6 protein-coding genes and 1 pseudogene are annotated in these 26,605 nt (G+C 46.6%); all 7 read right to left on the bottom strand.

Going from position 1 to position 26,605, the window contains the following annotated elements; all coding sequences use genetic code 11:
* Positions 1-30: 30 nt before the first annotated feature.
* The 7 genes and pseudogenes from LJF29_RS05335 to fenE all read right to left on the bottom strand — a co-directional run bounded on the left by LJF29_RS05335 (position 31) and on the right by fenE (position 26,592).
* On the bottom strand, positions 31-1,173 hold the full coding sequence (locus LJF29_RS05335; RefSeq protein ID WP_229147399.1) for an acyl-CoA dehydrogenase family protein: 1,143 nt from the start codon (positions 1,171-1,173) through the stop codon (positions 31-33).
* 310 nt (positions 1,174-1,483) lie between these two features.
* Positions 1,484-1,915 (bottom strand): annotated as a pseudogene (locus tag LJF29_RS05325) (GNAT family N-acetyltransferase); the annotation flags it as partial.
* A 139-nt stretch (positions 1,916-2,054) separates the two neighbouring features.
* The gene (locus tag LJF29_RS05320; protein WP_229147398.1) at positions 2,055-3,590 is read right to left on the bottom strand and encodes a glycoside hydrolase family 10 protein; all 1,536 of its coding nucleotides are present in this window, start codon (positions 3,588-3,590) and stop codon (positions 2,055-2,057) included.
* A gap of 143 nt (positions 3,591-3,733) precedes the next feature.
* Positions 3,734-4,126: a DUF1360 domain-containing protein gene (locus LJF29_RS05315; protein WP_229147395.1), complete on the bottom strand. Its 393-nt coding sequence runs from the start codon at positions 4,124-4,126 to the stop codon at positions 3,734-3,736.
* A 123-nt stretch (positions 4,127-4,249) separates the two neighbouring features.
* Positions 4,250-8,074: a fengycin non-ribosomal peptide synthetase FenB gene (fenB, locus tag LJF29_RS05310; protein ID WP_229147388.1), complete on the bottom strand. Its 3,825-nt coding sequence runs from the start codon at positions 8,072-8,074 to the stop codon at positions 4,250-4,252.
* Positions 8,075-8,102: 28 nt separating this feature from the next.
* A complete protein-coding gene (fenA, locus tag LJF29_RS05305; RefSeq protein ID WP_229147386.1) occupies positions 8,103-18,902 on the bottom strand; it encodes a fengycin non-ribosomal peptide synthetase FenA in 10,800 nt (3,599 codons plus the stop codon).
* Between the two features lie 25 nt (positions 18,903-18,927).
* Entirely contained in the window at positions 18,928-26,592 is a 7,665-nt protein-coding gene (gene fenE / locus LJF29_RS05300) for a fengycin non-ribosomal peptide synthetase FenE (protein WP_229147383.1), read from the bottom strand.
* Positions 26,593-26,605 lie beyond the last annotated feature (13 nt).

Below are 26,605 nucleotides of genomic sequence, written 5' to 3'. Positions count from 1 at the left end.
CCTTTCACGAGATCGGAAAGCGTTTACATTTTATTTCAGAAGCTGTCTGGCGATCACGATACGCTGAATTTCTGATGTGCCCTCTCCAATTTCCATCAATTTTGCATCCCGCAGCATCCGTTCAACCGCGTATTCCCTCATGTAGCCGGAACCGCCGTGGATTTGAATCGCTTGGTTGCATGCCCTTGTTGCCATTTCAGAGGCAAACAGCTTGGCATAAGCCGCTTCTTTCGTAAACGGGCGCTTATGATCTTTCAGCCAGGCAGCTTTTAATACCATTTGCCGGGCCAGATCGATTTCCATCGCCATGTCGGCAAGTTTAAACTGAATGGCCTGAAAGGAAGAAATCGGCTGTCCGAACTGCTTTCGTTCTTTTGCATAGGCTAAGGATGCGTCTAGTGCCGCTTGGGCAATGCCGACTGCAAGAGCGGCAATTGAAATGCGTCCGCCATCCAGGGTATGAAGAAACTGTTTAAATCCTTTTGAAGGGTCGCCGAGCAGGTAATTTGCGGGTACACGGACATCCTCTAGCAAAATTTCCGCTGTATTTGACCCGCGCACACCCATTTTATCGTACGGGCTCGTTATGGTAAGGCCGGGTGTATCAGTCGGAACAATCAATGCGGAGATGATATTATGTCCGCTCTCATTTTTGCCTGTCACTGCCGTTACAATCACCGTACGTGCATAGCTGGCATTTGTGATCCAGCATTTTTCGCCGTTAATCACATATTCATCACCATCTATAACCGCTTTCGTTTGCGTGCCTCCTGCATCAGAGCCGGCATTTGGTTCTGTCAGACCGAATGATCCGAGTGCTTTGCCGGAAGCTAGAGGAATCAAATGCTCCCGTTTTTGTTCTTCTGTCCCGAAGTAGTATAGAGGGCTTGCACCGAGTGAAACTGCAGCTGCATAGCTTAATCCTGTACTGCCGCATGCTTTGCCGATTTCTTCAACAGCTAAGGCATAGGAAATCGTATCTCCGCCTGATCCTCCATATTCCTCAGGAAAGGGGATGCCCATCAGCCCGAGATCACCCATTTTTTGAAACGTTTGTATCGGGAATTCACCCGTTTGATCCACATGTTCTGCGTGAGGAGCAATTTCTCTCTTTGCAAAATCCTTTACCATTTCACGTACCATTTGCTGTTCTTTTGTCAGCTCAAAATTCACTTGGTTTCCTCCTTCACATCTTTGTAACATCCTATTAAGTGAATTCAGTAATCATTCCCTGACAAAAGAAGTCTGAAAATTAAAACGGAATCACTTTCTATATGACAGCAGCAATGGAATGAACAAATATATGGCGTAAGCACATACCATCCATATTGAAAAGCAATCTCTTGCCCTTCAGAAAGTGCCAGGAGGAGGAAGGCATGGTTCCAAAGGAAAAACGTATCAATAAACAAGCCGCTGCCCCCATTTTTCTCGTTTCATACATCAAAATCTGCAGAGTCAGATGTATTCCTATATATTTCTAAGTCGACAACTCCTTTGCCGGCATTACCTCTGCTTGAATTCGGTTTACGTTGACTTTTTTAAATAAAAAAGTGACCAGCATTTTGACGGCGCCAGTTGCAATGCCTTTACGCCAATAATCTTGTCCTAGAAAGTATCCTATGGTTATCATGTTTACTTTTTGGTCAAGATCCATTGCTTCAATGATCCCAACCAATGTAGTCCCTTGATACTTCTCGAAAATCCCCCATTTAATTTTGCTTTTTTTCTGATAATCTCTCTCAAAATGGTTAATCATTTTATGTATTGTCTTTATGTGATGTTTCGGAATGATGCCGCAGTATTCAAATACTTTGTCATTGTTATAGATTGAAAATACAGCTTGTAAGTGAGTCTCTTCGATCTTTTTTAATACTAAATGCTCGGATTCCAATACAGGGAAATCGGTAAAAATCATTTCCAAATTTACGTTCTTTCCTCCATTTGTATTTCTTTTATTTATTTCTCTTAGTCCTTCAGCACCGGCCATACGTTTCCTGTCTATTCATGAAAAATGGAATATAAAGAGACGGCTAGTAAATAGCCGTCTCTAAGGGCTATTGATTTATTTTTCTTTTCGAGGCCTTACTTTCGTTGTGAAGCCGATCTGCTGACGTGACATAATACGTATAGGTTTTATTTGGTTTTGCCGTGTCATCCAGGAAGGTTTGCTTGTCGTTTGTTTTTCTTGCGGTGGCCAGTAATGCTTGCTTCTGTTTTCCTTCAGATCTGTATATCGCATAATAGGCTGTTTCCTTTGTTTTTCGATTTGATGGGTGGTCTTGTATGTGCAGGAGATTTCCGTTATCGTCTGCGGTTACTTTGGTCAGTTTCGGTTTTTTTGGCGCTTTGCTGTCGAGCCAAGGCATTTCGGGTACCAGTGCGGGCTTACTGTACAGGTCGGTTATGAGTCTGTCTTTGATGCCGAGCGGATTATTATTGAGGTCTTTGAGGCTGAAATGCATGCTTCCTTTCACCAGCTCCAGCTGACGGTTGAGGTTGATTTGTCGGGCGTATTCTTCAGGATCGGACCATGGCGGGTCAAAATTGTTATTGATTTTATAAGCTGCCTGCCCGATGTATAAATGAACGGGTCTGTTTTTGACTTCGTTGCTCCACCAATCAGCCAGCACGTCATAAGCCGCTGCGTTGAAGCCGATGCTCCAGTAAATTTGCGGGGCGATATAGTCGATGTCGCCTTGCTGGATCCAATGTCTCGTATCTGCATAAAGATCATCATAATTTCTGACGCCTGCTTTGGTATTTGATCCGGTAGGGTCGTCTTCTATGTTTCTCCATACACCGAATGGGCTGATGCCGAATTTAACATATGGTTTTTCAGCTTTGATTGTTTGATTGATTTGGCTGACAAGCTGGTTTACATTGTCTCTTCGCCAGTCATCAATATCGGGAAATGTGTCTTTCCCGTATTGTTCGTACTGTTCTGAATCAGGGAATTCCTGTCCGGCTATTTTATAAGGGTAAAAATAATCATCCATATGAACGGCATCAATATCATAATGCTTTACGACTTCTTCAATGCCCTCGACGATAAAATCCCTCGCTTCAGGAATGCCGGGATTATAATAAAGCTGCTTTCCGTAAGCAGCGACCCAGTCAGAATGCTTTCTTGCCGGGTGATCCTCAGACAATTTATTGAGATCTGTATGGTTCATCGTAATGCGGTAAGGATTAACCCAAGCGTGAAATTCAAGATTTCGTTTATGGGCTTCTTCAATCATAAAAGCTAGCGGATCATAACCTGGGTCTTTTCCTTGAACACCAGTCAAATATTCAGACCAAGGCCCGTAAGCAGACGGATAAAAGGCATCGGCCGTCGGCTTAATTTGAACAATGACGGCATTCATTCCCATTGACTGAACGTCATCCAGCAGGCTGAGATACTCCTGTTTTTGCGCTTCAATCGATAACCCTTTTTTTGATGGCCAATCAAGGTTTAATACGGATGCAATCCATACGGCTCTCAGTTCCCTGTCCGTTTGTGCTTTGGCCAGATATGGAACGGTTATGATCAACGTTCCGATGAGCAAGCTGACAAGAATACGTACGATCGGCTTTTGGCAACCCTTCATTCTGTTTCTTCTCCCCCATTACATCGCTTTCACTATTTCGTTAATACGGTATTCCCCGGCTGTAAAAGGGTGCTTAATCGATTGAAGAAACCGGAATTATCACCGGGTGAACGTAAAAAAGTCCCGAAGCATCTTTATCTGCTTTAGGACTTTTTATCATTTATGAGTATTTGGACACTTTTTAACACGTCAACGAGTTTTACGCCTACGCCGACAGCTGATTCAAGAATGGCCTGTGCGCCTGCGATCGATAATATGAAAATCACCGGAACAGCGATATCAGGTAAAAAAAGATAGCCCAGCCCAATCAGGATGGCACACCAAACGCCGGCGCACCAGTAGCAATTTAACATATAGCCAATGTTTGAGGCCGGCACGTTTTTTTCATTCACATGCCCGTTTGCATCAACGGTTCTTTTCTTTTTCATAAAAGGTTTTCGGATGAATTCAGTAATTTTGTCGAATACAATTAAGTGTGTCAGCCTGTAACTCGCCAGTATCAGCATAAAAAAAGTAAGCCAAGAAAGATGTTCCATGACAAGCCTCCAAGAAAAAGGATGATGTTATCATTCCCCGCTTTTTTGCATCCATTCTTATGCGCGACTCTCTTGCAAAAAGAAAACCGGACAGAGATACGCTTCTGTCCGGCAAGTATTTGTTTAATGCTTATTTGGCAGCACTTTTTGATATGACGTAATCTTGTCTAATATATCAAGTATGATGCTTGCATTCTTTTCAGCAAATTCACCTTCCAGCATGTCTTTGTGCGCGCCGTACCCGGTGTATTCGGTATAGCCTTCCTCAGCGGCGTCTTGCCATTTCTGTAATACCATCGGTCTGCTTGTTTCCGACTGAATGCCAGCTTCAATGAAATGAATGTTTGACTTGGTGCGGCCTTCATTTATTAGCTGAGCCCAATAATCCTGATAGCACCTTTTTTTCTGCATCACTGTTTCTCTGACTGCTTCCGGCAAGTATGCGGCTGAGTCGTCTTTTTCGGTATCTGCTGTTATAGACTGATCCTTTTTGTAGGCGTCTACGATAATGAAGTCACTGACTTCAAATCCTTTCTGCTCCATAGCCTGTACGACCTCAAAAGCCAAGTTTCCGCCCGCGGAGTAGCCTAATAGAACGTACGGTCCTTCTGGCTGTATGTCGGTGATGCGGCTGACGTATTGTTCGATGCGGCTGTCTTCCTCAATAAAATGAAAGCCATATACGGCTGCTTTGTGATTCAGCTGTAGTGCCAAGTCTTTGAAATAAATCCCGAATCCTGAAATCGGCGGGAAGCAGAACAGGTTTTTTCCGCCTTGCTCGTTCAGTTGGATTACATGCTGTTCGCCAGCCGCTGTCAGCTGATTAGAATAAAGCTTTTCCGCAAGCTGGGCGATCGTCGGATTTTCGAATAAGACATCGATCGGTATATCAATATGCTGATGATGTTTAAGCATGTGTATCACTTGAAGCGCTTTTAGTGAATGTCCGCCAATAGCAAAGAAATCATCATGTATTCCGATCGTTTTGACACCGAGTACGCTTTTCCAAATTTGCATCAATTCCTGTTCGACCCAGTTTCTGGGCGGTGTAAGATCCTGACGATTTTCAGACTCGGTTTCTGGTATAGGAAGTGCGCTGCGATTGATTTTTCCGTTTCCAGTAAGCGGCATACGGTCAACCCGGACCCAGCGCTGCGGAATCATATAGTCAGGAAGCACACGTGACAATGCAGCGCGAATTTCCTTTTCGTTTCTGCTGTCATCACTAACATAATGCGTGTATAACTGCGCCTCTCCGTCTGTTTCCACCAATGTAACTGCTGCTTCACGGACCCCTTCAATTTCTAACAGCCGCGCTTCAATTTCAGCGGGTTCAATCCGTTTTCCGCGAATTTTAATCTGCCTGTCAATCCGGCTGATATATTCTAGATTCCCATCTGGCAGCCATCGCGCCAAATCACCGGTACGGTATATTCTTTCTCCAGGTATGAAAGGATCAGGAGAAAAAACGGCAGCTGTTACATCATCTCTGTTCAAATAGCCTTTTGCCACCCCGTCACCGCCGACACATAGCTCTCCGGGAACGCCTATTGGCAAGAGACGTCCTTTTGCATCTAAGATGAAAGCGGTACAATGGCTGATCGGTTTCCCAATCGGGATTGGGGTCGCATAGTCTCTTTTAATCTCAAAAAAGGTTGAGAACGTCGTGTTTTCCGTTGGTCCATAGATATTATAAAGCGAAAGCTTCGGACACGCGTGTCTGACAGCATTTATAAGCTCGGGCGACAGCGCTTCGCCTCCGACATATAGCGTATGAAGCCTGCGGAACATGTCAGCTTGAGCTTGTGCCAGCTGATTAAAAAGAGCGGTTGTCAAAAACAGCACTGAGATGTTGTTTTCAAGCAAATACGCGCCAAAACGATCTGGTGTCAGCATTGTTGATTTATCAATGATATGCAAAGTTGCTCCTTTTAAAAGGGCCCCAAACATTTCAAAGGTGACGGCGTCAAAGCTGATGGATCCTGTCAAGATAAAGCGGTCATTTACAGAAGCTGATGTGTAATTGCTGTTGCAAACAAGGGACACGACATTGCGATTGGTGATCATAACGCCTTTAGGCCGGCCTGTCGAACCGGAAGTATACATGATGTACGCGAGATCATCCGGGCCAGTGACAATTTCCAAAGGTTTCGTATCTTCTTCAATCAGCGCCTTTACATCTGCAGAAATGAAGGTTCCTGTAAACGCTGTGTTTGGCTCCAGTCCTTTTTGAACAATCAGCATAGCGGCTTTTGTCTCGTCGAGCATATAGCTGATCCGTTCAGGCGGAAGCTCCGCGTCAAGAGGAAGGTAAGTTCCCCCTGCTTTTAAAACAGCCAGTACACTAATGATGAATTCAGGAGAATGACCACCCAAAATACCGGCTGTCCCGTTTCGGCGCAGCCCGTTTTCGTACAATGTTCTGGCAAATGCATCCGATTTTTGATCGAGTTCACGATACGAGATGGACCTATTTCCGTAAGCTAAAGCCGTTTGATCTGGTGTTTTTGCTGCCTGTTCGCGAAATAGATCTATCACTGTTTTGTTTTTCGGATACTCCGTCGAAGTGTCGTTACATTGTGTTAACATCTGCTCTTTTTCTTTCGGATCAAGAAAGGAAAAGTCTGCAACGGGAATGTCAGGGTGATCTGCAGCAGCTTGTAACGCTTGTGTAAGCTGTCTTTGGATGCAGGTCATCCAGGCAGCATTATACACGTGCGCATTATAGCTGAACTTGATGACGAGTTCATCACCGGGAGCAACGACAAGGTTAAAATTGTACCCTGACTGTTCAGACACGTTTACATTGTCTATTTGCAGAGGTGAATTAATCCGATCAGCTGAGTCAGCCATTTTTTGCTGTAATGGATAGTTTTCAAAGACAATAATGTGGTCAATCAGTTCCTGTTTTAAGGCAGTGTTTGCCTGAATATCGAATAAAGGATGGCAGGTAAACGGCTCGGCGTCCAGCATATCTTTTTGACAGCGGGTGAGCAGTTCTGCTAACGTTTCTTCTTTGCCTGTTTGAACACGAACCGGAACCGTATTGATAAACAATCCGATCATTGACTCAACACCCGGGATTTCAGATGGTCTGCCTGAAACGACTGCGCCAAAAACGACATCGTCCGTTCGGTTGTAGCGCTGGAGCATGACACCCCAGACCGTTTGAATAAAGGTGGCAAGCGTGACGCCTGTTTGTTTGGCGGTCTCTTTCAGCTTGTCCGTCAGCTTTTGATGTAGAGTGAAAATTAATTCTTCGCGGTAATACCCTTCTTTTGCTTCTCTGTCCGTCACCCGAGGCAGCGGTGAGGGGGTGCTGTAGTTTTTCAGATAAGCACGCCAGTAGTCCGCTGCCGTTTCTTTGTCTTGTTTTGTCAGCCAAGAAATATAGGTGCTGTAGGGACGGACAGGCTCCATAGAAAGGTGATTTCCTGTATGGATAGATTGATAGATTTGCATAAATTCCTGCAGAATGATCCCGAGACACCAGCCGTCCATTAAGATGTGATGATGACTCCAGACACAGACATGCTCATTATCCGCTTTTTTGAGCAGAGAAATCCGCATCAGCATGTCTTTTTGCAAATCAAACCCTTTTTCCTTATCTATCTCTTTAAACTGTTCAATATATTCATTCTGTTCATTCGTTTGCAGGCTGGAAATGTCCTCATTGTGCAAATGGAATTTCCGTTCTGTCATCACGACCTGCCGAGGCCCCGATAAATTGGGGACGTGCGGCAGAAATACGGTTCTGAAGATATCATGGCGGTCGATGATGGCTTGAATACTGCGCTGAAACATCTCATAGCTAAGGTTTCCTTTTATCGTAAAGAGCGACTGCTCAACATATGCTCCCTCCTCTTTTTGGAGGAAGGAATGAAACAGCATGCCCTCCTGCATATAACTCAGAGGATATATGTTCTTGATTTTTTTGGTTTTCCCCATTTGGCCTGCACCTTTCTATACGGTTTCATTAGTGAAAACTGAGCATATCAGCGATCTCTTGGAGTGCGTCCTCGGTCAGTTCATGATCATCAAAATCACTGATGGTTTTTTCTGTTTCTGTTTTGTTCAGACAGTGATCAATCAGCTTCAGTAAGTAGTGATGGCAATTCTCACAAAGCTGTGCAATTGTTTTATGCTGGAAACGGGATGTTTCATACGTCATGTTGACTGTCATTTTTCCTTCTGCTGCCATCGCACTGATATCAAGCGTTTGCTCACGGTTCCAAGAGGTGCTGATATCTTCTCCGGTCCCGAGTGGAGAAAACGAGAAGGTGTTTTCATCAGGCGCTTCAGCTGTACGGCTGTTTTCAAATTGACCCAGATAGTTGAAGCTGATTTCCGTTGTGCCGCTGAAATCCACGTCAGTTTTCTCAGGCGGGGTCAAATACTTGAGTACACCGTAGCCGAATCCTTTGTCCGGTACACGTCTCAGTGTATCTTTTGTTGTTTTTAACACATGAACCAAGTATTCTTCTTGATCCTTGTCGGTCAAGTCTGAATCTAGTTTGACGAATAACGGATAAATGGCGGTAAACCATCCAACCGTGCGGCTGACATCTATGCCGTCTAACACACCCTCGCGTCCGTGGCTTTCTAATGACAATTTGACGGTAGATTGTTTCGTCCAATCCCGCAAAGCTAGAATCACGGAAGCCAGCAGCATATCTTGCGTATCTGTGTTATATGTGCGGTTGACGCTTTTTAAAAGCGCCTCCGTCTCTTTTGTATTGAGAGAGAATGAAACTGTATCCCGTTTTCTCTCATTTAACGTTTGATCGTTTATTTGATCAAACGGCAGTGCTTCTGCCTGATACTCTTCAGTTTCGCGCCAATAGGCTAGCTGTTTCATAAGCTGACGGCTTTCAGCATAGTCGGCGAGTTTTTCCGTATATGCTTTGAAAGAGCTAGTTTTAGGCGGCAAATCAATGCCTTCTCCCTTTACAGCCTGACGATATCCGGTTGCCAAATCCTCCAGCAGGACACGCCATGAGATGCCGTCAACGATGAAGTGATGAGCCGTTAGGAACAAAAAGTCTCCGTCATCTGTACGGAAAAGTCCGGCCTGCAATAGCGGCCCTTTTTCCAAATCTATGTTCTGTTGAATGCCACGTACATGGTGTTTCATAAGAGATTCATATGCATTGACTTCTGAACCTTTAAAATTGATGATCTGAAGGCTGTACAGCGCGTCGTCTGAATGACTGACCGGCCGATTATATTGAACCCATTTGCCTTGCTCAGACTGTGTGAACACCATTCGCAACGCATCGTGGTGAATGGTGATGGCTTTTAACGTTTTGCGCAGCGCGTCTTCTTGGACGGAGGCATTCCGATGCAGCATAACAGATTGATTAAAATGGTGTTTCTCTTTTATATCTTGAGAAAGGAACCATTTCTGAACAGGTGACCATTGTACTTCTCCCTCAACCGGAGCTTGGCTGGCACTAGTATCGGAATCACGAATATAGGCTGCCAGTTCTTTAATTGTCGGATGACTGAATAAATCTTTAACCGACATTTGCTTCCCGATTCGATGAAGCCGTGCTGACACCTGTAACGCTTTAATGGAATCTCCTCCAAGCTCAAAGAACGAAGCGTCAATTCCGATTTTTTCTGCACCGAGCACTTCACCCCATATATCTGCCAGTTTTTGTTCCATCTCGCTGTTCGGTGCATGAAATGTCCGTACTTGATTGAATGCCGGTTCTGGAAGTGCCCGGCGATCCAGCTTGCCATTTGGTGACAAAGGAAGCCTGTCCAGTGTTTGAATAAACGCCGGCATCATATATAAAGGCAGCTGTTTTTTTAATTCGGCACGCAGCATTTCTGTATTGAAGTCTTGCTCTGCCACAAGGTAAGCACATAATTCGGTTTGAGCAGGCGCTGTCTCGCGAGCAAGGACAACGGCCTCTTTTACTCCGTTTATACGGCGGATAACCGATTCAATTTCTTTCGTTTCTACACGGTGGCCTCTGATTTTGACTTGATCGTCCAATCGTCCTACGTACTCGATCGTACCGTCTGCCATCCATCTGGCTGCGTCACCTGTTCGATACATGCGTTTTTCGGGCTGGAATGGGTGCTGAACGAACGTTTTTGCTGTCAGTTCCGGAAGATTGACGTACCCTCTCGCAAGCCCTGTTCCTGCTATGCAAAGCTCGCCGGCAACGCCGATTGGCTGAAGCTGATCCCCGTTTAAAATCAGCACTTCAGTATTGTCGATCGGCCGGCCGATGCATACGTTTTTCTGCCGTTCCATATGTCTCATGGCTGTGGTTGCCACACTGTTTTCTGTCGGCCCATATTCATTTGCTAGCTCTGTATTCGGGCATATTTCCATGCTGCGGTCTATCAATTCCCGGTCAGCTGCTTCTCCTGCAAGCGTGACTACTCTAAGCGTCTTCGCATCTTCCGGCTGTATGACGTCCAAAAGCGCCCGATATAAAACAGGGACGATAATCATATGTGTAACTCGATGATGAGATAGATCATGCTTAATGGACAAAATATCTTTCGCTTCGTTTTCATCAGGCAGCACTGTCTTTGCACCTGACAAAAGCGGTGTGAACATACTTGTTAAAAAGCCGTCAAACGAAAAAGAAAAGAGCTGAAGGACTGTGTCTGTCTCATTCAAAGCATAAGCATTTCGCCGCCACTGCAGGGTGTTGGCTATTCCTTTATGCTCGACCATCACGCCTTTTGGCTGGCCTGTCGTTCCTGAAGTATAAATGATATAAGCCAAATGCTGAGGGCGTGACACTTGCGGAAGCGGTGATCCGTCGTATGTCTCCGCGGTCTCTATAGCGAATATCTCACCTTCAAAATCTTCAAGTGCTTCTTGCTCCGCAGCAGGTAAAGTGATGAGCAGTTTGGTTCGGCTGTCGCCGAGTATATAGCGTTTCCGTTCCGCCGGGTATTCCGGATCAATCGGGACATAACAGCCGCCGGCTTTCCAAACGCCCAGAATGGCTGCAATCATGCTGAACGAACGAGGCATCATAATTCCGACTGGTGTGTCCGGTTTAACCCCGCGGTCACGCAGTGCCCATGCAATGCCATTGGACCATTCGTCCAGTTCCTGATAGGTGAGCGTGTTTTCTCTGCTGACGAGTGCAGGAGCATTCGGAGTCAGCGCTGCTTGTTTTTCAAACAGGTGATCGATTGTTTGCCCTTTATGTTCATTTTCTTGGCCGCTGTTAAACTCATTCAGCAGTTTGTTTCGTTCTTCATGAGTCAGAATGTCGATATCGTTAAGAAGGGTGTTCGGGTTTTCGACGATATAGCTCAGCAAATTTGTCAGATGATATGTCCATTGTTTTACCGTTGCTTTTTGAAAAAGAGCAGACGAATATTCAAATTGTAAATGAATTTGCTCGTCACCCTCAGAAGCCTGCAATGTGATGTCAAATTTAGAAACATGATGAGAAACGCTGGCCGGCTGGAGTTGTATGTCATCCAGCTCCAAAGTCTGTTGCTCTGTATTTTGTACGACTAACATGGCGTCAAACACTGGATTTCGGCTCATATCCCGCGTTACACCGAGCTTGTCGACAAGCTCTTCGAACGGATAATCCTGATGTTCGTAAGCTTCCAATGCGGTCTCGCGAACTTCCTGCAAAAATTGCGCAAACGGCTTCCCGCCCTCCGGGCGTGCCCGAAGCGCCAGGGTGTTGACGAACATTCCAAGTATCGGCTCAAGGTCCTTGTGAGGACGTCCGGCAATAGGCGACCCGACGATGATGTCTTCCTCCTGTCCGCTTAAGCGTGACAATAACGCTGTGTAAGCTGCCAGGAGCACCATGTACAGGGTGCTTCCATTCTCGCGTGCGAGCTTGTGAAGCCCGGCTGTGAGTTCTTGATCGAGCGTAAATGAGACTTGATCACCCGCGAAGCTTCGCACCGGCGGCCGGGCGTAATCAGCCGGCAGGTCCAGTACGGGCAGCTCGCCTTCGAGCTGCTTCAGCCAGTACGCCTCCTGCGTCTTGAACGTGTCTCCTTTTTTAAAGGCCTCCTGCCATACGGCATAGTCTTTATATTGAATGTGAAGCGCAGGTAGCTCCTGATTGGCGTACAGCTCTCCGAATTCCCGAATGAGCGTATTGACTGAAACACCATCAGAAATAATGTGATGCATATCGACCAGTAATAGATGCCGCCCGTCTGATATCTTGACGATTCCCCCTCGGAACAGCGGAGCTTGGCTGAGATCAAACGGCTGGATAAACGCTGCCGCGGCTTCCTGTTCAGTTTGTCCGCCGAGCACAGAGGTGTGGAATGTAAACGGCACTTCGTCATGGATGCGCTGAACCGGCTCGCCGTCTGTGTCCGTTGTAAAGGACGTCCGCAGTGACTCGTGGCGTTTGATCAGTGCTTTAAATATCGCGTCTAATCTTTCCACATCCAAGTTTCCTTCAAGCTCCAAGACCGCCGGCATATTGTAGCCTGTGCCTCCATTCTCCAGCTGTTGGAGCACATACATTCGCTTTTGGGCAGAGGAAACCGGGTAGGTCTCGCGTTTTTCTGCCGGCTTAATGGCTTCATACGGACTTTCCGTTCCTTCGCTGATGACAGAAGCCAAACCTTCTACCGTCGGATGGGCAAATACCTCCTTCAGCGGCACCTGGACGCCGAATTCCTTGGCGATCCGGGAGACAAGCGCGGTGGCTTTTAAGGAATGGCCGCCCCGGTCAAAAAAGTTGTCGTGAATGCCGACAGGGCCGCTTTTCAGCACTTCCTCCCACAACTGGGAAAGCTTCATCTCTGTCAGGTTTCTCGGCGCCGAGTAGATTTCCCGATCTGCCGCTCCGTCAGGAGCAGGCAGCGCTTTTCGGTCGAGCTTCCCGCTCGGGGTAACCGGCCATTGTTCCATCTCAATGATATGAGCAGGAATCATGTAGCCCGGCAGCAATGTCTCAAGCTGCTTGCGCACTTCATTTCTTCCGAGCCCTTCTGCATACGCACATAATTCCGCCTCGCCGCTTTCTGTACGAACAGTCACAGCCGCTTCCCGCACGCCTTCTATGCTTCTGAGCGCCGCTTCGATTTCTCCCGGCTCAATCCGGTAGCCGCGGATTTTCACCTGGTCATCCAGACGGCCGAGGAATTCCACTTGTCCGTCTGGCAGCCAGCGCGCCAAATCACCCGTTTTGTACATGCGTTCACCCGGATAAAATGGATCATCAAGAAAACGTTCTTCTGTTAATTCCGGGCGATTCAAGTAGCCTCTGGCGACACCGGCTCCGGCGATATACAATTCCCCGATACATCCAGCAGGCAGCACCCTCTGCTTCTGGTTCAGAATATACAATCTGACATGATGAATAGGTTTGCCAATGGGAATGCGGTCAAGTTTTTCATCAACCGGGCAATCGAAGAATGCCGCTTCTACAGTAGCTTCGGTAGGACCATAGGAATTGGTTAATGTAACATCTGGCAGCAATTCACAGAACCGAGAGACAAGATGAGCCCCTAGCTGTTCGCCTCCAGAAAACACTCTCTTCAGCCTGTTCGTTTTGATCGGTACAGGGCCATTTTTTAGATATTCTAAAAACGCATGAAGCATAGAAGGCACAAAATGCATCGCGGTAATCTGCTGTTCTTCTATGACCTTCAATATCATGTCCGGTTCTTTTTCGCCTCCTTGAGGAAGCAGGTAAACAGAGGCGCCAGCGTACGGCCACCAAAACAGCTCCCATATCGAAGCATCGAAGGAATACGACGTTTTATGCAAAATGACGTCCGATTGATTCAAAGGATAGCGGAACTGAAGGGAATTCAAAAAATTCACTGCAGATTGATGCTCAACCTGTACCCCCTTAGGTCTTCCAGTAGAGCCGGATGTATAAATCATATAGGCTAAAGAATCCGGATAGACTTCAACATTTGGATTGGATACACGATGTGTCAGCCCGTTGTTTAATTGACTGAGATGAACGATTTCTCCTTTAAAAGCCGGAATGTCTAGATTGTCAGATTGAATAAGGAGAATCCCAGAATCGCTGTCCTTCAGCAAAAAGCGGATCCGTTCCTCTGGATAATCCGGGTCAATAGGAAGATAAGCGCCGCCTGCTTTTAGAATCGCATAAATCCCGATCAGCATTTCAGGGGAACGCCTTCCCATAATGGCAACAGTCGTTTCGGCTTTTACTCCGCGGTCGATCAGCTCCCAGGCTACTCGGTTCGCCCGTTCGTTCAATTCCTTGTAGGTTATCGCTCCGTCTTCAAAAATCACGGCCGGTTGGTAAGGTGTTTTTGCCGCTTGCTGTTCGAGTGCATGGTGCAAGGTCTGATTCAACGGATAGCCTGTCTCTTCAAGCGGATGGCATGAGTCAATGAAAGACCTTTCTTCTGCTATTGTCAGGATCGGAATATCGTCCAATTCCATCTCAGGACTGGAAGCCGTGTTTTCCACAAGTGTTATAAAAAGGTCGGCCCATCTTTGAACGGTATCTTTTTCAAACAAAGCGGTACTGTATTCAAACTGACAGTACAGCTCAGCTTCATGCTCCGTGACATACAGGGAAATATCGAACTTAGATATCGGATGCTGCAAATCGTTCCATCTAAGCAGCAAATCATTCATTTTCAGTGTTTGCTTTTCCATATTTTGCAGCACAAAGGTTGTATCAAACAGCGGATTCCGGCTCATTTCCCGCTGCACACCGAGTTGATCAACCAGCTCCTCAAACGGATAATCCTGATGCTCATAGGCCTCCAGGGCAGTCTGCTTGACTTCCTTCAGAAAATCCGTAAATGTCTTATTGCCGGCTGGGTGCGTCCGGAGCGCTAATGTATTGACGAACATGCCAAGGACCGATTCAAGATCGGCATGCGGGCGTCCGGCAATAGGCGAACCGATCACGATGTCTTCCTGACCGCTTAACCGCGACAAAAAAGCTGAATACAATGCCAGCAGCGTCATGTACAGCGTACTCCCATTTTTGCGGGCTAGCTGCTTCAGGCTGGACGTGATTTCTTCATTCATTTGAAATAAAATTTTTCCGCCTGAGAAATTCCATTCTGCCGATCGGCGCTTGTCTGTTGGGAGCTCAAGCACCGGCAGCTCACCGCTAAACTGTCTCAGCCAGTAAGTCTCCTGCTTTTTGTATGTGTCTCCCTTTTGAAATTCCTGCTGCCAAACGGCGTAATCTTTATATTGGATTCGTAACGGCCTAAGCGTCCGATTTGCATAGCGCTCAGTGAATTCGCGGATTAACAGCTGAACGGATACACCATCAGAAATGATATGATGCATGTCCACCAGCAGCAAATGCTTCTCGTTCGCAAGCTTCACAAGGCCAGCTCTGAATAACGGCGCTTGACTGAGGTCAAATGGACGGACAAATCCAGCAGCAGAGGCTTCCTCACTTAACGCAAACGGAACTTCACTGTGAATCCGCTGTACAGGCTCGGCGTTTTCTCCCGCCACAAAGGACGTTCGAAGCGGCTCATGCCGGCTGATCAGTTCCTTGAATACAGCAGCCAATTTTTCGCAATCAAGCTTCCCTTCCAGTTCTAAAACTGCCGGCATGTTGTAGCCGACACCGCCATTATCTAGATGCTGGAGCACGTACATCCGCTTTTGAGCTGATGATACTGGGTACGTCGGTTGTTCTTTTGCCTGTGCAATCGCCGCATAAGGATTTTCCTCTGCATTTCGAATAATAAGAGCCAATCCCTCCACTGTCGGATGGGCAAATACGTCCTTCAGCGGGACTTGCGCATGAAATTCCTTGGCGATTCGCGACACAAGCACCGTTGCTTTTAACGAGTGTCCGCCGCGGTCAAAAAAGTTATCGTGAATGCCGATTGGGCCTTCCTTCAGCACATCTTCAAACAGCTGTGAAAGCTTTACCTCTAACAGGTTCCGCGGAGCAGCGTATGTATGACTGCTGATTGAAGCTTCCGGTTCTGGAAGAGCTGATTGATCGACTTTCCCGTTCGGCGTCAAAGGAATGCTGTCAACCGAGACCCATTTGGCCGGAATCATATATTCTGGGAGCTCACTTGCCAGATATTGTCGCAAAGCCGAGGGATCCAGCCTGTGCGTACTGCTATAATAAGCGCATAATTCATGTTCTCCGCCTTGATTTTGCCGGATGAGAATAGCAGCTTCTTTTACCTCCGGATGATTCATTAACGCGATTTCTATTTCTTGCGGCTCGATTCGATAACCTCTGATTTTCACTTGATCGTCGGCTCGACCGATATATTCAAAGCTGCCATCTTCACGAATTCTCGCTACATCTCCCGTTCGGTACATGACAGCTCCGGACCTGAAGGGATCGGGTAAAAATTTCTCTCGCGTCAGTTTATCGTTATTGATATAACCTCTGGCGACACTTGAACCGGAAATATAAAGTTCTCCTGATACTCCCCGAGGCTGCAGCTGTTTTTGGCGATTTAAAATATACATATCAGTACAATCAATCGGTTTGCCAATCGGAGGAAACTCAGGAATTTGGTCACCCGGATATATGGTATATGCCGACACTACATGAGTTTCTGAAGGTCCATAATGATTATGAAAGTACATGTTGCGCTGACGCAAAACATCTTGGAGGAGACTGGAAACGATTAATTGCTCACCGGCTGTAATTAGGTGTTTTACATCACGAGGAAACGCGTTCGCAAATTCCTGTTCGCTGAAAATCATTTTGATAAAAGCTGTTGGGAGAAACACAATAGCCGTCTGATGCTCTTTTATAAATGTAAACAGCTGAGGCACGTCTCTTTTTATAGCTTCAGGTACGATATGAAGTGTGCCGCCTTCCAGCAATGTTGAAAATATTTCTTGATAGCAGACGTCAAAGGCAGGAGTAGCAAATTGCAAAACGTTATTTTGAAAGTCAATGCCAGAGCGAGTGAATTCAAACTGCAGCAAGTTCGCCATATTTCGATGTTCAAATTGAACGCCTTTTGGTTTTCCTGTTGTGCCTGATGTGTAAATCATATAGAGCAGATCGTCAGCACTATTCACTGAATGTAAGCAGCTGCCGTCTTCGATTTGAGTATCTTCCATATAGGTAACATTCAGGCCAGTCTCAAGCAAAGGTGCAAAACGCGCTTGTGAAACGACATGAGAGCAGCCGCAGTCATTCAGAATATAATGGATTCTGTCAGACGGATAATGGGGATCGATTGGAACAATGGCGCCTCCAGCCTTCAATATACCGAGAACACCGGTAATGAACTCAGCTGAGCGTTCCATCATGATTGCGACAGGTTCCTGCCTCATAACGCCTTTTTTCCGCAAATGCCGTGCCAATCTGTTGGCGGATTCGTTCAATTCTTTATAGGTCAGAGATTGTGCTTGATCAATTATAGCCTGCGCGTCAGGCGTCTTTTCTGCCTGTTTTTCAAACATGGCATGGATGGTTTCATAAGCTGGTGTGTGATCTTTGATTTCCCCAATCAACTGCAGCTTTTCATTGTCTGTTGTGATATCGATGTCTGCTGGTGAGAGATGCGGATGATCTAAGATTTGAGAAACAGTGTTCAACAGATGCTCCTTAACAGAAAGCACAAAGGATTGGTCATGCAGTGCTGCATCATAGCTCATTTTTATATGGATTTCTTCTGCTGGCGCGACCATGAGATAAAAGCTGTAATTGGTTTCATCCGCCACGGTGAAGTTATGAATCTGAAAAAGATCTGAATCGTGCTCCTGGCTGTTCAGCATTTCTATTTCTTTCTGCACCGGATAGTTTTCGAATACAAGAATGTGATCTATTAAACCTTGCTTGACTGCTGAACGGGACTGTATCTCGTATAGAGGATGGTAGCTGTACGCTTCTGCAGCAAGGCGATCCTTTTGCATGTCTTTTACGAGCTGTAAAAATGGCGTTTTTGAACCGTGTAGCCGTATGGGAATTGTGTTAATGAAAAGCCCAACCATTTGTTCAATTCCTTCAATGTCTGAGGGCCTTCCTGACATGACAGAACCGAATACCGCGTCATCACTATTGTTATATTTTTGAAGGAGAATCCCCCATAGGGTATGGAAAATCGTGCTGAGTGTGACTTCTTCTCTTACGGCAAGCTCTGAAAGCCTGCTGCTGTCTTCTTTTGAAAATGAAAATGTAATTTGCTCCTGCCTGCTTGTACTCTTTGTTTTTTTCTGCTTCGGAAGCAAGGTTTGCTGCTCATAGCCGGAAAGATAATTGTCCCAATAGGAAACAGCTTTCTCTTTGTCTTGCTCCATCAGCCAATTGATATAAGTTCCGTATGGCTGAACGGGCTCCAGTGATAATGGAGCCCCTTTTATTTTTGATGCATAAATCTGAAGGAATTCTTTTAGTACAATGCCGAGGCACCAGCCGTCCATCATGATGTGGTGAAAGGTCCAAATACAAGTATATTGCCGCTTTCCGGTTCGGATAAGTGTGATGCGCATGAGCATATCCTTTTGCAGATGAAACCCTTTGGCGCGGTCCTTTTCTTTTATTTGTTCGACAAACTCAGATTGGCCCGCTTCATCTAAATGAGCAATGTCCTCCTCCAGTACACTGACAGTCCGTTCTCTCAGGACAACCTGCTGAGGTGAAGAGACATTTTGGCTGATGAAAATCGTTCTGAAAATGTCATGTCTTGCTACTAAAGCATTGATGCTCTCTTGGAAAAACTGTAAATTAACTTCTCCCTCTATTGTAAAAGAGGCTTGTTCAACATATGCCCGTGAATCTTTTTGCAGGAGGGAATGAAAAAGCATTCCTTCCTGCATATAAGACAGCGGATAAATATCCTGAATTGAATTCGTTTTTGTCATGTTCATATCTCCCTGTCACGATTTTCTACAAGTCTTCCACCAAGCTGGATATACTGTCCAAATCCTCTGCCGTTAACGATTGGCTGCTGAAATCGCTCAGCGTCTTTTCTGTGTTCTGTTTTTCAGCACAGTGTTTCATAATGTCCTGCAGATAGCATTCAATTAGGTTGATAAGCCGCTCCATTGTCCTCCTGTGAAACCGTGCTGGCGCATAGCTGAGCTGAAAATGAAGTTGATTTTCTGCTGCCATCGCACTCATTTCAATAAGCTGCTCCCGCTTCCAAGTAGGAGTGATGTCCTTACCGCTCCCAAGACCGGACGGGCGGAAACGGTCTTGTCTTCCTATGTCGTTGAACTGCCCCAAATAGTTAAAGCCGATTTCAGGTGTTTTTGAAAACACCATACTTTTATATTCGGGAGGTGTGATATATTTCAACATGCCGTAGCCTACCCCTTTGTTCGGTATCCGGCCCAATGTATCTTTCACGGTTTTAACTGCGGTTCCAAGCTCATCCGCTTGATTTTCAAAGTCAATAAGGACGGGGTAAATGGATGTAAACCAGCCAACCGTGCGGCTGATGTCTAAATCCGGGAGAATGTGTTCTCTTCCGTGTCCCTCCATTGCCATACGGAGCTTGCTGCCCCCTGTCCAGTCACAAATCGCTAAGGAAGCCGCCGTCAATAGAATATCTTGTGTATCTGTGCCATAAGCGTGGTTTACCTTTTGCAGCAAAACCGCGGTGTCTGACTCAGTGAGTGAAAAGCGCAATGTTTCCCTTTCACTGCTGTCCATATTCTCCAGATAAGGCATTTCATATGGCAGTTCCGCTGCTTTTTCCTCTTCAACCGTCCGCCAGTACGTTTCCTCGCGAATCAGCTTGCTGCTTTGGGCATAATCTTGAATTCGCCGTGCGTATTCAAGATAGGAATCTGTTTTAGGCGGGAGCTGTATATCCTGTCCAGAAGCTGCTTGATGATATGCCGTTGACAGGTCCTCCAGTAAAATTCTCCATGATACCCCATCAACGACCAAATGATGAATCGTGAGAAATAAATAATCTCCGGTCAGCGTTTTAAACCAAGCGGCATGCAGTAATGGTCCTTGTTGGAGATTAATGCTTTGCTGAAGATTTGAAACTTCTTCTTTAATGCTCGTTTCCCAATCAATACCCGGATCTGAAACATCAGAAGTCCTTAAGCTGTACAGTTTGGATTCATGAATGTCTTGGTTGATTTGCAGCTGTTGTCCGCTATCATCCCGATAAATCATCCGCAGGGCATCATGATGCTCTGCCAGTTTTTTCAGTGACGCTCGCAGTGCATCTTCAGACAAACAATCAGGAGAAAACAGCATGACAGACTGGTTAAAATGGTGTCTATCTTCTATATCCTGAGAGAGGAACCAATTCTGAATGGGTGTCCATGGAACTGCTCCCTGAACAGATCCTTGGTCTATGACTCTTTCTGTCTTGCGGATGACTGCTGATAAATCTTTTATTTTCGGATGGCGGAATAAATCGCTTGCATGCAAGCTCCATCCATAACGCCCGAGGCGCGCGGATACTTGAAGAGCCTTAATAGAATCTCCGCCTAGTTCAAAAAACGAATCTTCTATTCCGATTTTCTGTGTCCCGAGAACCTCCTGCCATATGATCGCAAGCTGTTCTTCAAGGTCATTGCGAGGCGGGACGTACGTTTGTTTAGATGTGATATCTGGTTCAGGCAGTGCTTTTCGGTTCAATTTTCCGTTGGCAGTGAGCGGGAGAGCATCCATTTCTATCATATAGGCCGGCATCATATAGCCTGGCAGCATTTGAGAAAGGTGAGTACGCACTTGTTCAGCATTTGTACCCTCTTTTACGCTTATATAGGCGTAAAGCTCCTTGCTGCCTAATTGTCCTGTTCGCGCCAATACAGCTGCTTCTTTGACACCCTCTATATGACGAAGCGCTGATTCAATTTCACCGAGTTCAACCCGGTACCCCCGTATTTTTACCTGATCATCGACACGGCCTACGTATTCAATTGTGCCGTCAGGCAGCCAGCGTGCCAGATCACCGGTACGGTACATTTGTTCGCCGGACGCAAATGGATTTGGCACAAATTTCTCTTTCGTCAGGTCTGGGCGACCAAGATAGCCTCTTGCCACACCATCTCCGCCGACACACAGTTCACCGACAGCTCCGATCGGCTGCAGCATTCCCCATTTATTTAAGATAAATGCGGTTGAATTACCAATCGGCCGGCCGATTGGGATGGAATGATCATACGTTTTTTCAATGTGAAAGCAAGTCGAAAATGTTGTATTCTCAGTCGGCCCATATCCGTTCCAGATGGACAATTCTGGGCATGCTTGCTTGATTCGATTGACATGACTGGCTGACAGAGCTTCTCCGCCAATAATCAGATTTATGAGCCGGGAAAATATTTTCTCATTCTGTTCTGTTAAATGGTTGAAAAGAGATGCAGTCAGCCACATTGTGGTGATTCCGTTTTGTTCTATGTATCTCTTAAGCTGATGGGAATCCAGAAATGTTTCTTTATCTGTGAGATGCAAAGCAGCGCCATTTAGCAACGGTCCGAGTATTTCAAATGTAACGACATCAAAACCGAGTGAAGAAGTCAGCAGAAGCCGGTCTTCAGGTGTAAATTCAATGTAATTGCTGTTTTTAACGAGACGGATCACACTTCGCTGTTCAATCATGACACCCTTCGGTTTGCCGGTTGATCCTGATGTATAGATGATATAAGCGAGTGAATGTGGTCCTGCTGGAGATTCAAAGTTCTTCGCTTCTCCTTGTCCTTGAATCTCTTCAATGACGATTTGCTCACAATTATGCTCTAAGTCTAATTGTTGACTATTTGTTTTTTCAGATCGAAGGAGTATTTTTGCACCGCTGTCTGACAGCATATATGATATTCGGTCAGCGGGCAGATCCTTAGCAATAGGCAGATAGGCTCCTCCAGCTTTCAAAATGCCGAGCATTCCTGCTGCAAGTTCTGGAGTTCGTGTTGTCAATAATGCAACTACAGTTTCAGGTCCGACTCCTTTTCTCCGAAGAACAGCAGCAATCCTGTTTGCCCGGATGTTCAGCTCCTTATACGTTAATGTTTGTTCATCGCCGGCCACAGCTATGGCATCAGGCGTTTGTTCAGCCTGTAACTCAAACAGCCTGCTGATGGTTTCATGTCTCGGATACTCTCTTTTTGTACAGTTGAGTTCATGGATAAGGAAATGGGTTTCATTCTCGTCCAATACATGTATTGTTCCAAGTGCTGCTTTGCTGTCTTGGATGATGGCGCGTAGCAAATTCATTAAATAGTGAAGCCACATTTCGATCGTTTTTTTCTGATAGAGATCCGTGCTATATTCCATTTGAAACATCATAGATCCATTAGATTCCTCGTACGCATACAGGGTTAAATCGAACTTCGATACTTGATGTCCCATATTTGTTGCGGGCCGGAGACACAGGTCCTTCAGCTGCATGGATTCTTGGTCCATATTCTGAAGCACAAACATCACATCAAACAGCGGATTTCGGCTCATATCCCTTGTCACGCCGAGCTTGTCGACAAGCTCTTCGAACGGATAATCCTGGTGTTCGTAAGCTTCCAAGGCGGTCTCGCGAACTTCCTGCAAAAATTGCGCAAATGGCTTTCCGCCCTCCGGGCGTGTTCGCAGTGCCAGGGTGTTGACGAACATTCCAAGTATCGGCTCAAGGTCCTTGTGAGGACGTCCGGCAATAGGCGACCCGACGATGATGTCTTCCTGTCTGCTTAAGCGTGACAATAACGCTGTGTAAGCTGCCAGGAGCACCATGTACAGGGTGCTTCCGTTCTCGCGTGCGAGCTTGTGAAGCCCGGCTGTGAGTTCTTGATCGAGCGTAAATGAAACTTGATCACCCGCAAAGCTTCGCACCGGCGGCCGGGCGTAATCAGCCGGCAGGTCCAGTACGGGCAGCTCGCCTTCGAGCTGCTTCAGCCAGTACGCCTCCTGCGTCTTGTACGTGTCTCCTTTTTTAAAGGCCTCCTGCCATACGGCATAGTCTTTATATTGAATGTGAAGCGGCGGAAGCTCTTGATTGGCGTACAGCTTTCCGAATTCCCGAATGAGCGTATTCACTGAAACACCATCAGAAATAATGTGATGCATATCGACCAGTAATAGATGCCGCCCGTCTGATATCTTGACGATTCCCGCTCGGAACAGCGGAGCTTGGCTGAGATCAAACGGCTGGATAAACGCTGCCGCGGCTTCCTGTTCAGTTTGTCCGCCGAGCACAGAGGTGTGGAATGTAAACGGCACTTCTTCATGGATGCGCTGAACCGGCTCGCCGTCTGTGTCCGTTGTAAAGGACGTCCGCAGTGACTCGTGGCGTTTGATCAGCTTTTTAAATACGGCATCCATTCTTGTAAGATCCAGCTTTCCTTCAAGCTCCAAGGCCGCCGGCATATTGTAGCCTGTGCCTCCATTCTCCAGCTGCTGGAGCACATACATTCGCTTTTGGGCAGAGGAAACCGGGTAGGTCTCGCGTTTTTCTGCCGGCTTAATGGCTTCATACGGACTTTCCGTTCCTTCGCTGATAACAGAAGCCAAACCTTCTACCGTCGGATGGGCAAATACCTCCTTCAGCGGCACTTGGACGCCGAATTCCTTGGCGATCCGGGAGACAAGCGCGGTGGCTTTTAAGGAATGGCCGCCCCGGTCAAAAAAGTTGTCGTGAATGCCGACAGGGCCGCTTTTCAGCACTTCCTCCCACAGCTGGGAAAGCTTCATCTCTGTCAGATTTCTCGGCGCTGTGTAGATTTCCCGATCTGCCGCTCCGTCAGGAGCAGGCAGCGCTTTTCGTTCGAGCTTTCCGCTCGGGGTAACCGGCCATTGTTCCATCTCAATGATATGAGCAGGAATCATGTAGCCTGGAAGCAATGTCTCAAGCTGCTTGCGCACTTCGTTTCTTCCGAGCCCTTCTGCATACGCACATAATTCCGCCTCGCCGCTTTCTGTACGAACAGTCACAGCCGCTTCCCGCACGCCTTCGATGCTTCTGAGCGCCGCTTCGATTTCTCCCGGCTCAATCCGGTAGCCGCGGATTTTCACCTGGTCATCAAGACGGCCGAGGAATTCAACCTGACCATCTGGGAGCCAGCGTGCTAAATCCCCTGTTTTGTACATGCGCTCTCCCGGATAAAATGGATCATCAAGAAAACGTTCTTCTGTTAATTCCGGACGATTCAAGTAGCCTCTGGCGACGCCGGCTCCAGCGATATACAATTCTCCCGCTACGCCGACAGGCTGTACGGCTACATGCGGATCTAACACATACAGACGCGCGCCAGGCACAGGTTTTCCGATCGGAAGGCGCAAGCGATCCCTGTCAAGCTCAGGATCACACGTGTAAAATGCCGCATCAACAGTTGCTTCTGTCGGCCCGTAGCCGTGAACGAGCGATGTCTCGGGCAGCAAAGAAGCGAAACGGGCTGCCGTATGAGGGGCCAGCGGTTCACCTCCGGCGAATACACGCTTCAGGCTTCTCGGTGCTTCGATTTCCGCTTGGTCCAAAAAGCTGTTCAGCATGGCCGGGATAAAATGGGCCGTTGTAACGCCTTCCTCTCGAATGGCTTTTACCATCAATGCCGGATCTTTCTCCCAGTCGGACGGAAGCAGATAGGCCGAAGCACCTGAAAGCGTCCACCAAAACAGCTGCCAGACAGACGCATCAAAGGAAAAAGACGTTTTCATCATAATGATGTCGTCTTCCTCTAAAGGAAACTGCATCTGCATGCCGGTCAGAAAGGAAACCGCCTGGCGGTGCTCAACGGCGACTCCTTTCGGCCGTCCAGTGGAGCCTGATGTATAGATCACATAGGCGAGAGAATCGCTGTCCGCTTGATGTAGAGAGTGATATTCGGATTCTTCATTCGCAAGAGCCGTCAGATCCACTTCAAGTGTCTTTCCGGAAAAATCAGGTGCCTTTAATCCCGGCTGTGTCAGTAAAAGGGCTGCCCCGCTGTCTTTCAGCATATAGCTCAGCCGCTCCTCTGGATATGCAGGATCAAGAGGCAAATAAGCCCCGCCTGCCTTTAATACGGCGAGAACGGCTGTCAGCATGTCCGGCGAACGCTCGCTTAGAACACCGACAATGCTTTCCTTCGTGACACCGTGCGCCGTAAGGCGCGCTGCCAGCCTGTTGGCGTACATGTCAAGCTGCGCGTAAGTCAGCGAGCCGCCAGAAAAGCGCAAAGCCGTCCGATCCGGCGTCAAAGCCGCCTGACGTTCAAACAGCCCGTGCAGCGTCGGAGCTAACGCTGAAACAGCTCCCGTCGTATTATATTCAGCAACCATTTTCTGTGTTTTGTCTTTATCTAGTAACGTCATCCTTGAAACAGGAAGAGAAGGATCAGAGATGACAGCTGAAATCATATGCAGTAAATAATCTTTTATCTCAGCAATTATGCCAGGCTCATATAAACCTGTATGAAAATTGATGCGCACGAATAATGTGCGGCCTGGAATCACTTTGACGCTGCATCCATAATTAGTCTCCTCCGCCATCGCAAAGTTTTCCACTGAGAAACCGAACGATCCAGTCTGGTTTAGTCCTTCAATTTCTTCCTGGGTCGGCACGTTTTCAAACACGATAATATGATCAATGAGCTCTTGTTTAAGAGCACTCTGCGCTTGAATGTCATATAGAGGAAAATAGCTGTATGCTTCTGCTTCAGTCATTTCCTTTTGCATCCGACTGACCAGGTCAGAGAAAGAAAGAGCTTTGCTTTGGACCCGGATGGGAATAGTATTAATAAAAAGGCCGACTATATTTTCTACATCTTTCAGCTCAGAAGGCCTGCCTGAGACGACTGATCCGAACACGGCATCGTCACAGCGATTGAATTTTTGCAGCAAAATCCCCCACAAAGCTTGGAAAACGGTGTTAAGCGTTGCACCGGATGCTGCTGCGATTTTCTGCAAATCGGACGTTTCTTTTTCAGAGATAGTAAACGTGACCTGCTGTAATTCACCTTCTGATACTTGCTCGTTTCTTTTTGGCAAAGAAGAAGCTTTCTCGAAGTGCTGCAGTCGCTTTTTCCAATACGCAGCTGCCTCTTCACGATCCTGCTGCATTAGCCATTTAATATATGTTCCGTACGGCTGAACTGGCTGCAAATATGGAAGCCGCCCTTCTCCCAGCGCTTGATAAATGTGGAGAAAGTCTTTAATGATAATGCCTAAGCACCATCCGTCCATTAAAATATGGTGATGGCTCCAAATGCACACGTAACGCTCAGGCGCCCATTTTAAAACGGATATTCTCATCAGTACATCCGACTGAAGATCAAAGCCCCTTTTTTTATCTTGTTCCTTGAATGCTTCTGTACAATGTTCTTTCTCTCTCTCATTAAGATGAGAAATATCTTCAAAATGAACACGGATAGAACGGTCTTTAAGCACCACCTGACGAGGTTTGGCTACATTTTTGTAGATAAAAGTCGTTCGAAAGATTTCATACCTGTCAAAAACAGCGTCCATACTTTTCTGGAAACGGTCTAAGTCAAGCTGCCCCTTGATTGTAAAAGAAGCCTGTTCAAAATAAGCTCTCGACTGTTCATCATACAGCGAATGAAAAAGCATCCCCTCCTGCATAAAAGACAAGGGATATATATCCTGTATTTCGGGTTGCTGCGGCATCAATGAATCTCCT

Source organism: Bacillus sp. LBG-1-113 (assembly GCF_020708615.1).
Lineage (GTDB): Bacteria > Bacillota > Bacilli > Bacillales > Bacillaceae > Bacillus > Bacillus mojavensis.
The sequence above is the reverse complement of the archived record's forward strand: the minus strand, read 5'-3'. Positions and strand labels throughout refer to the sequence as shown.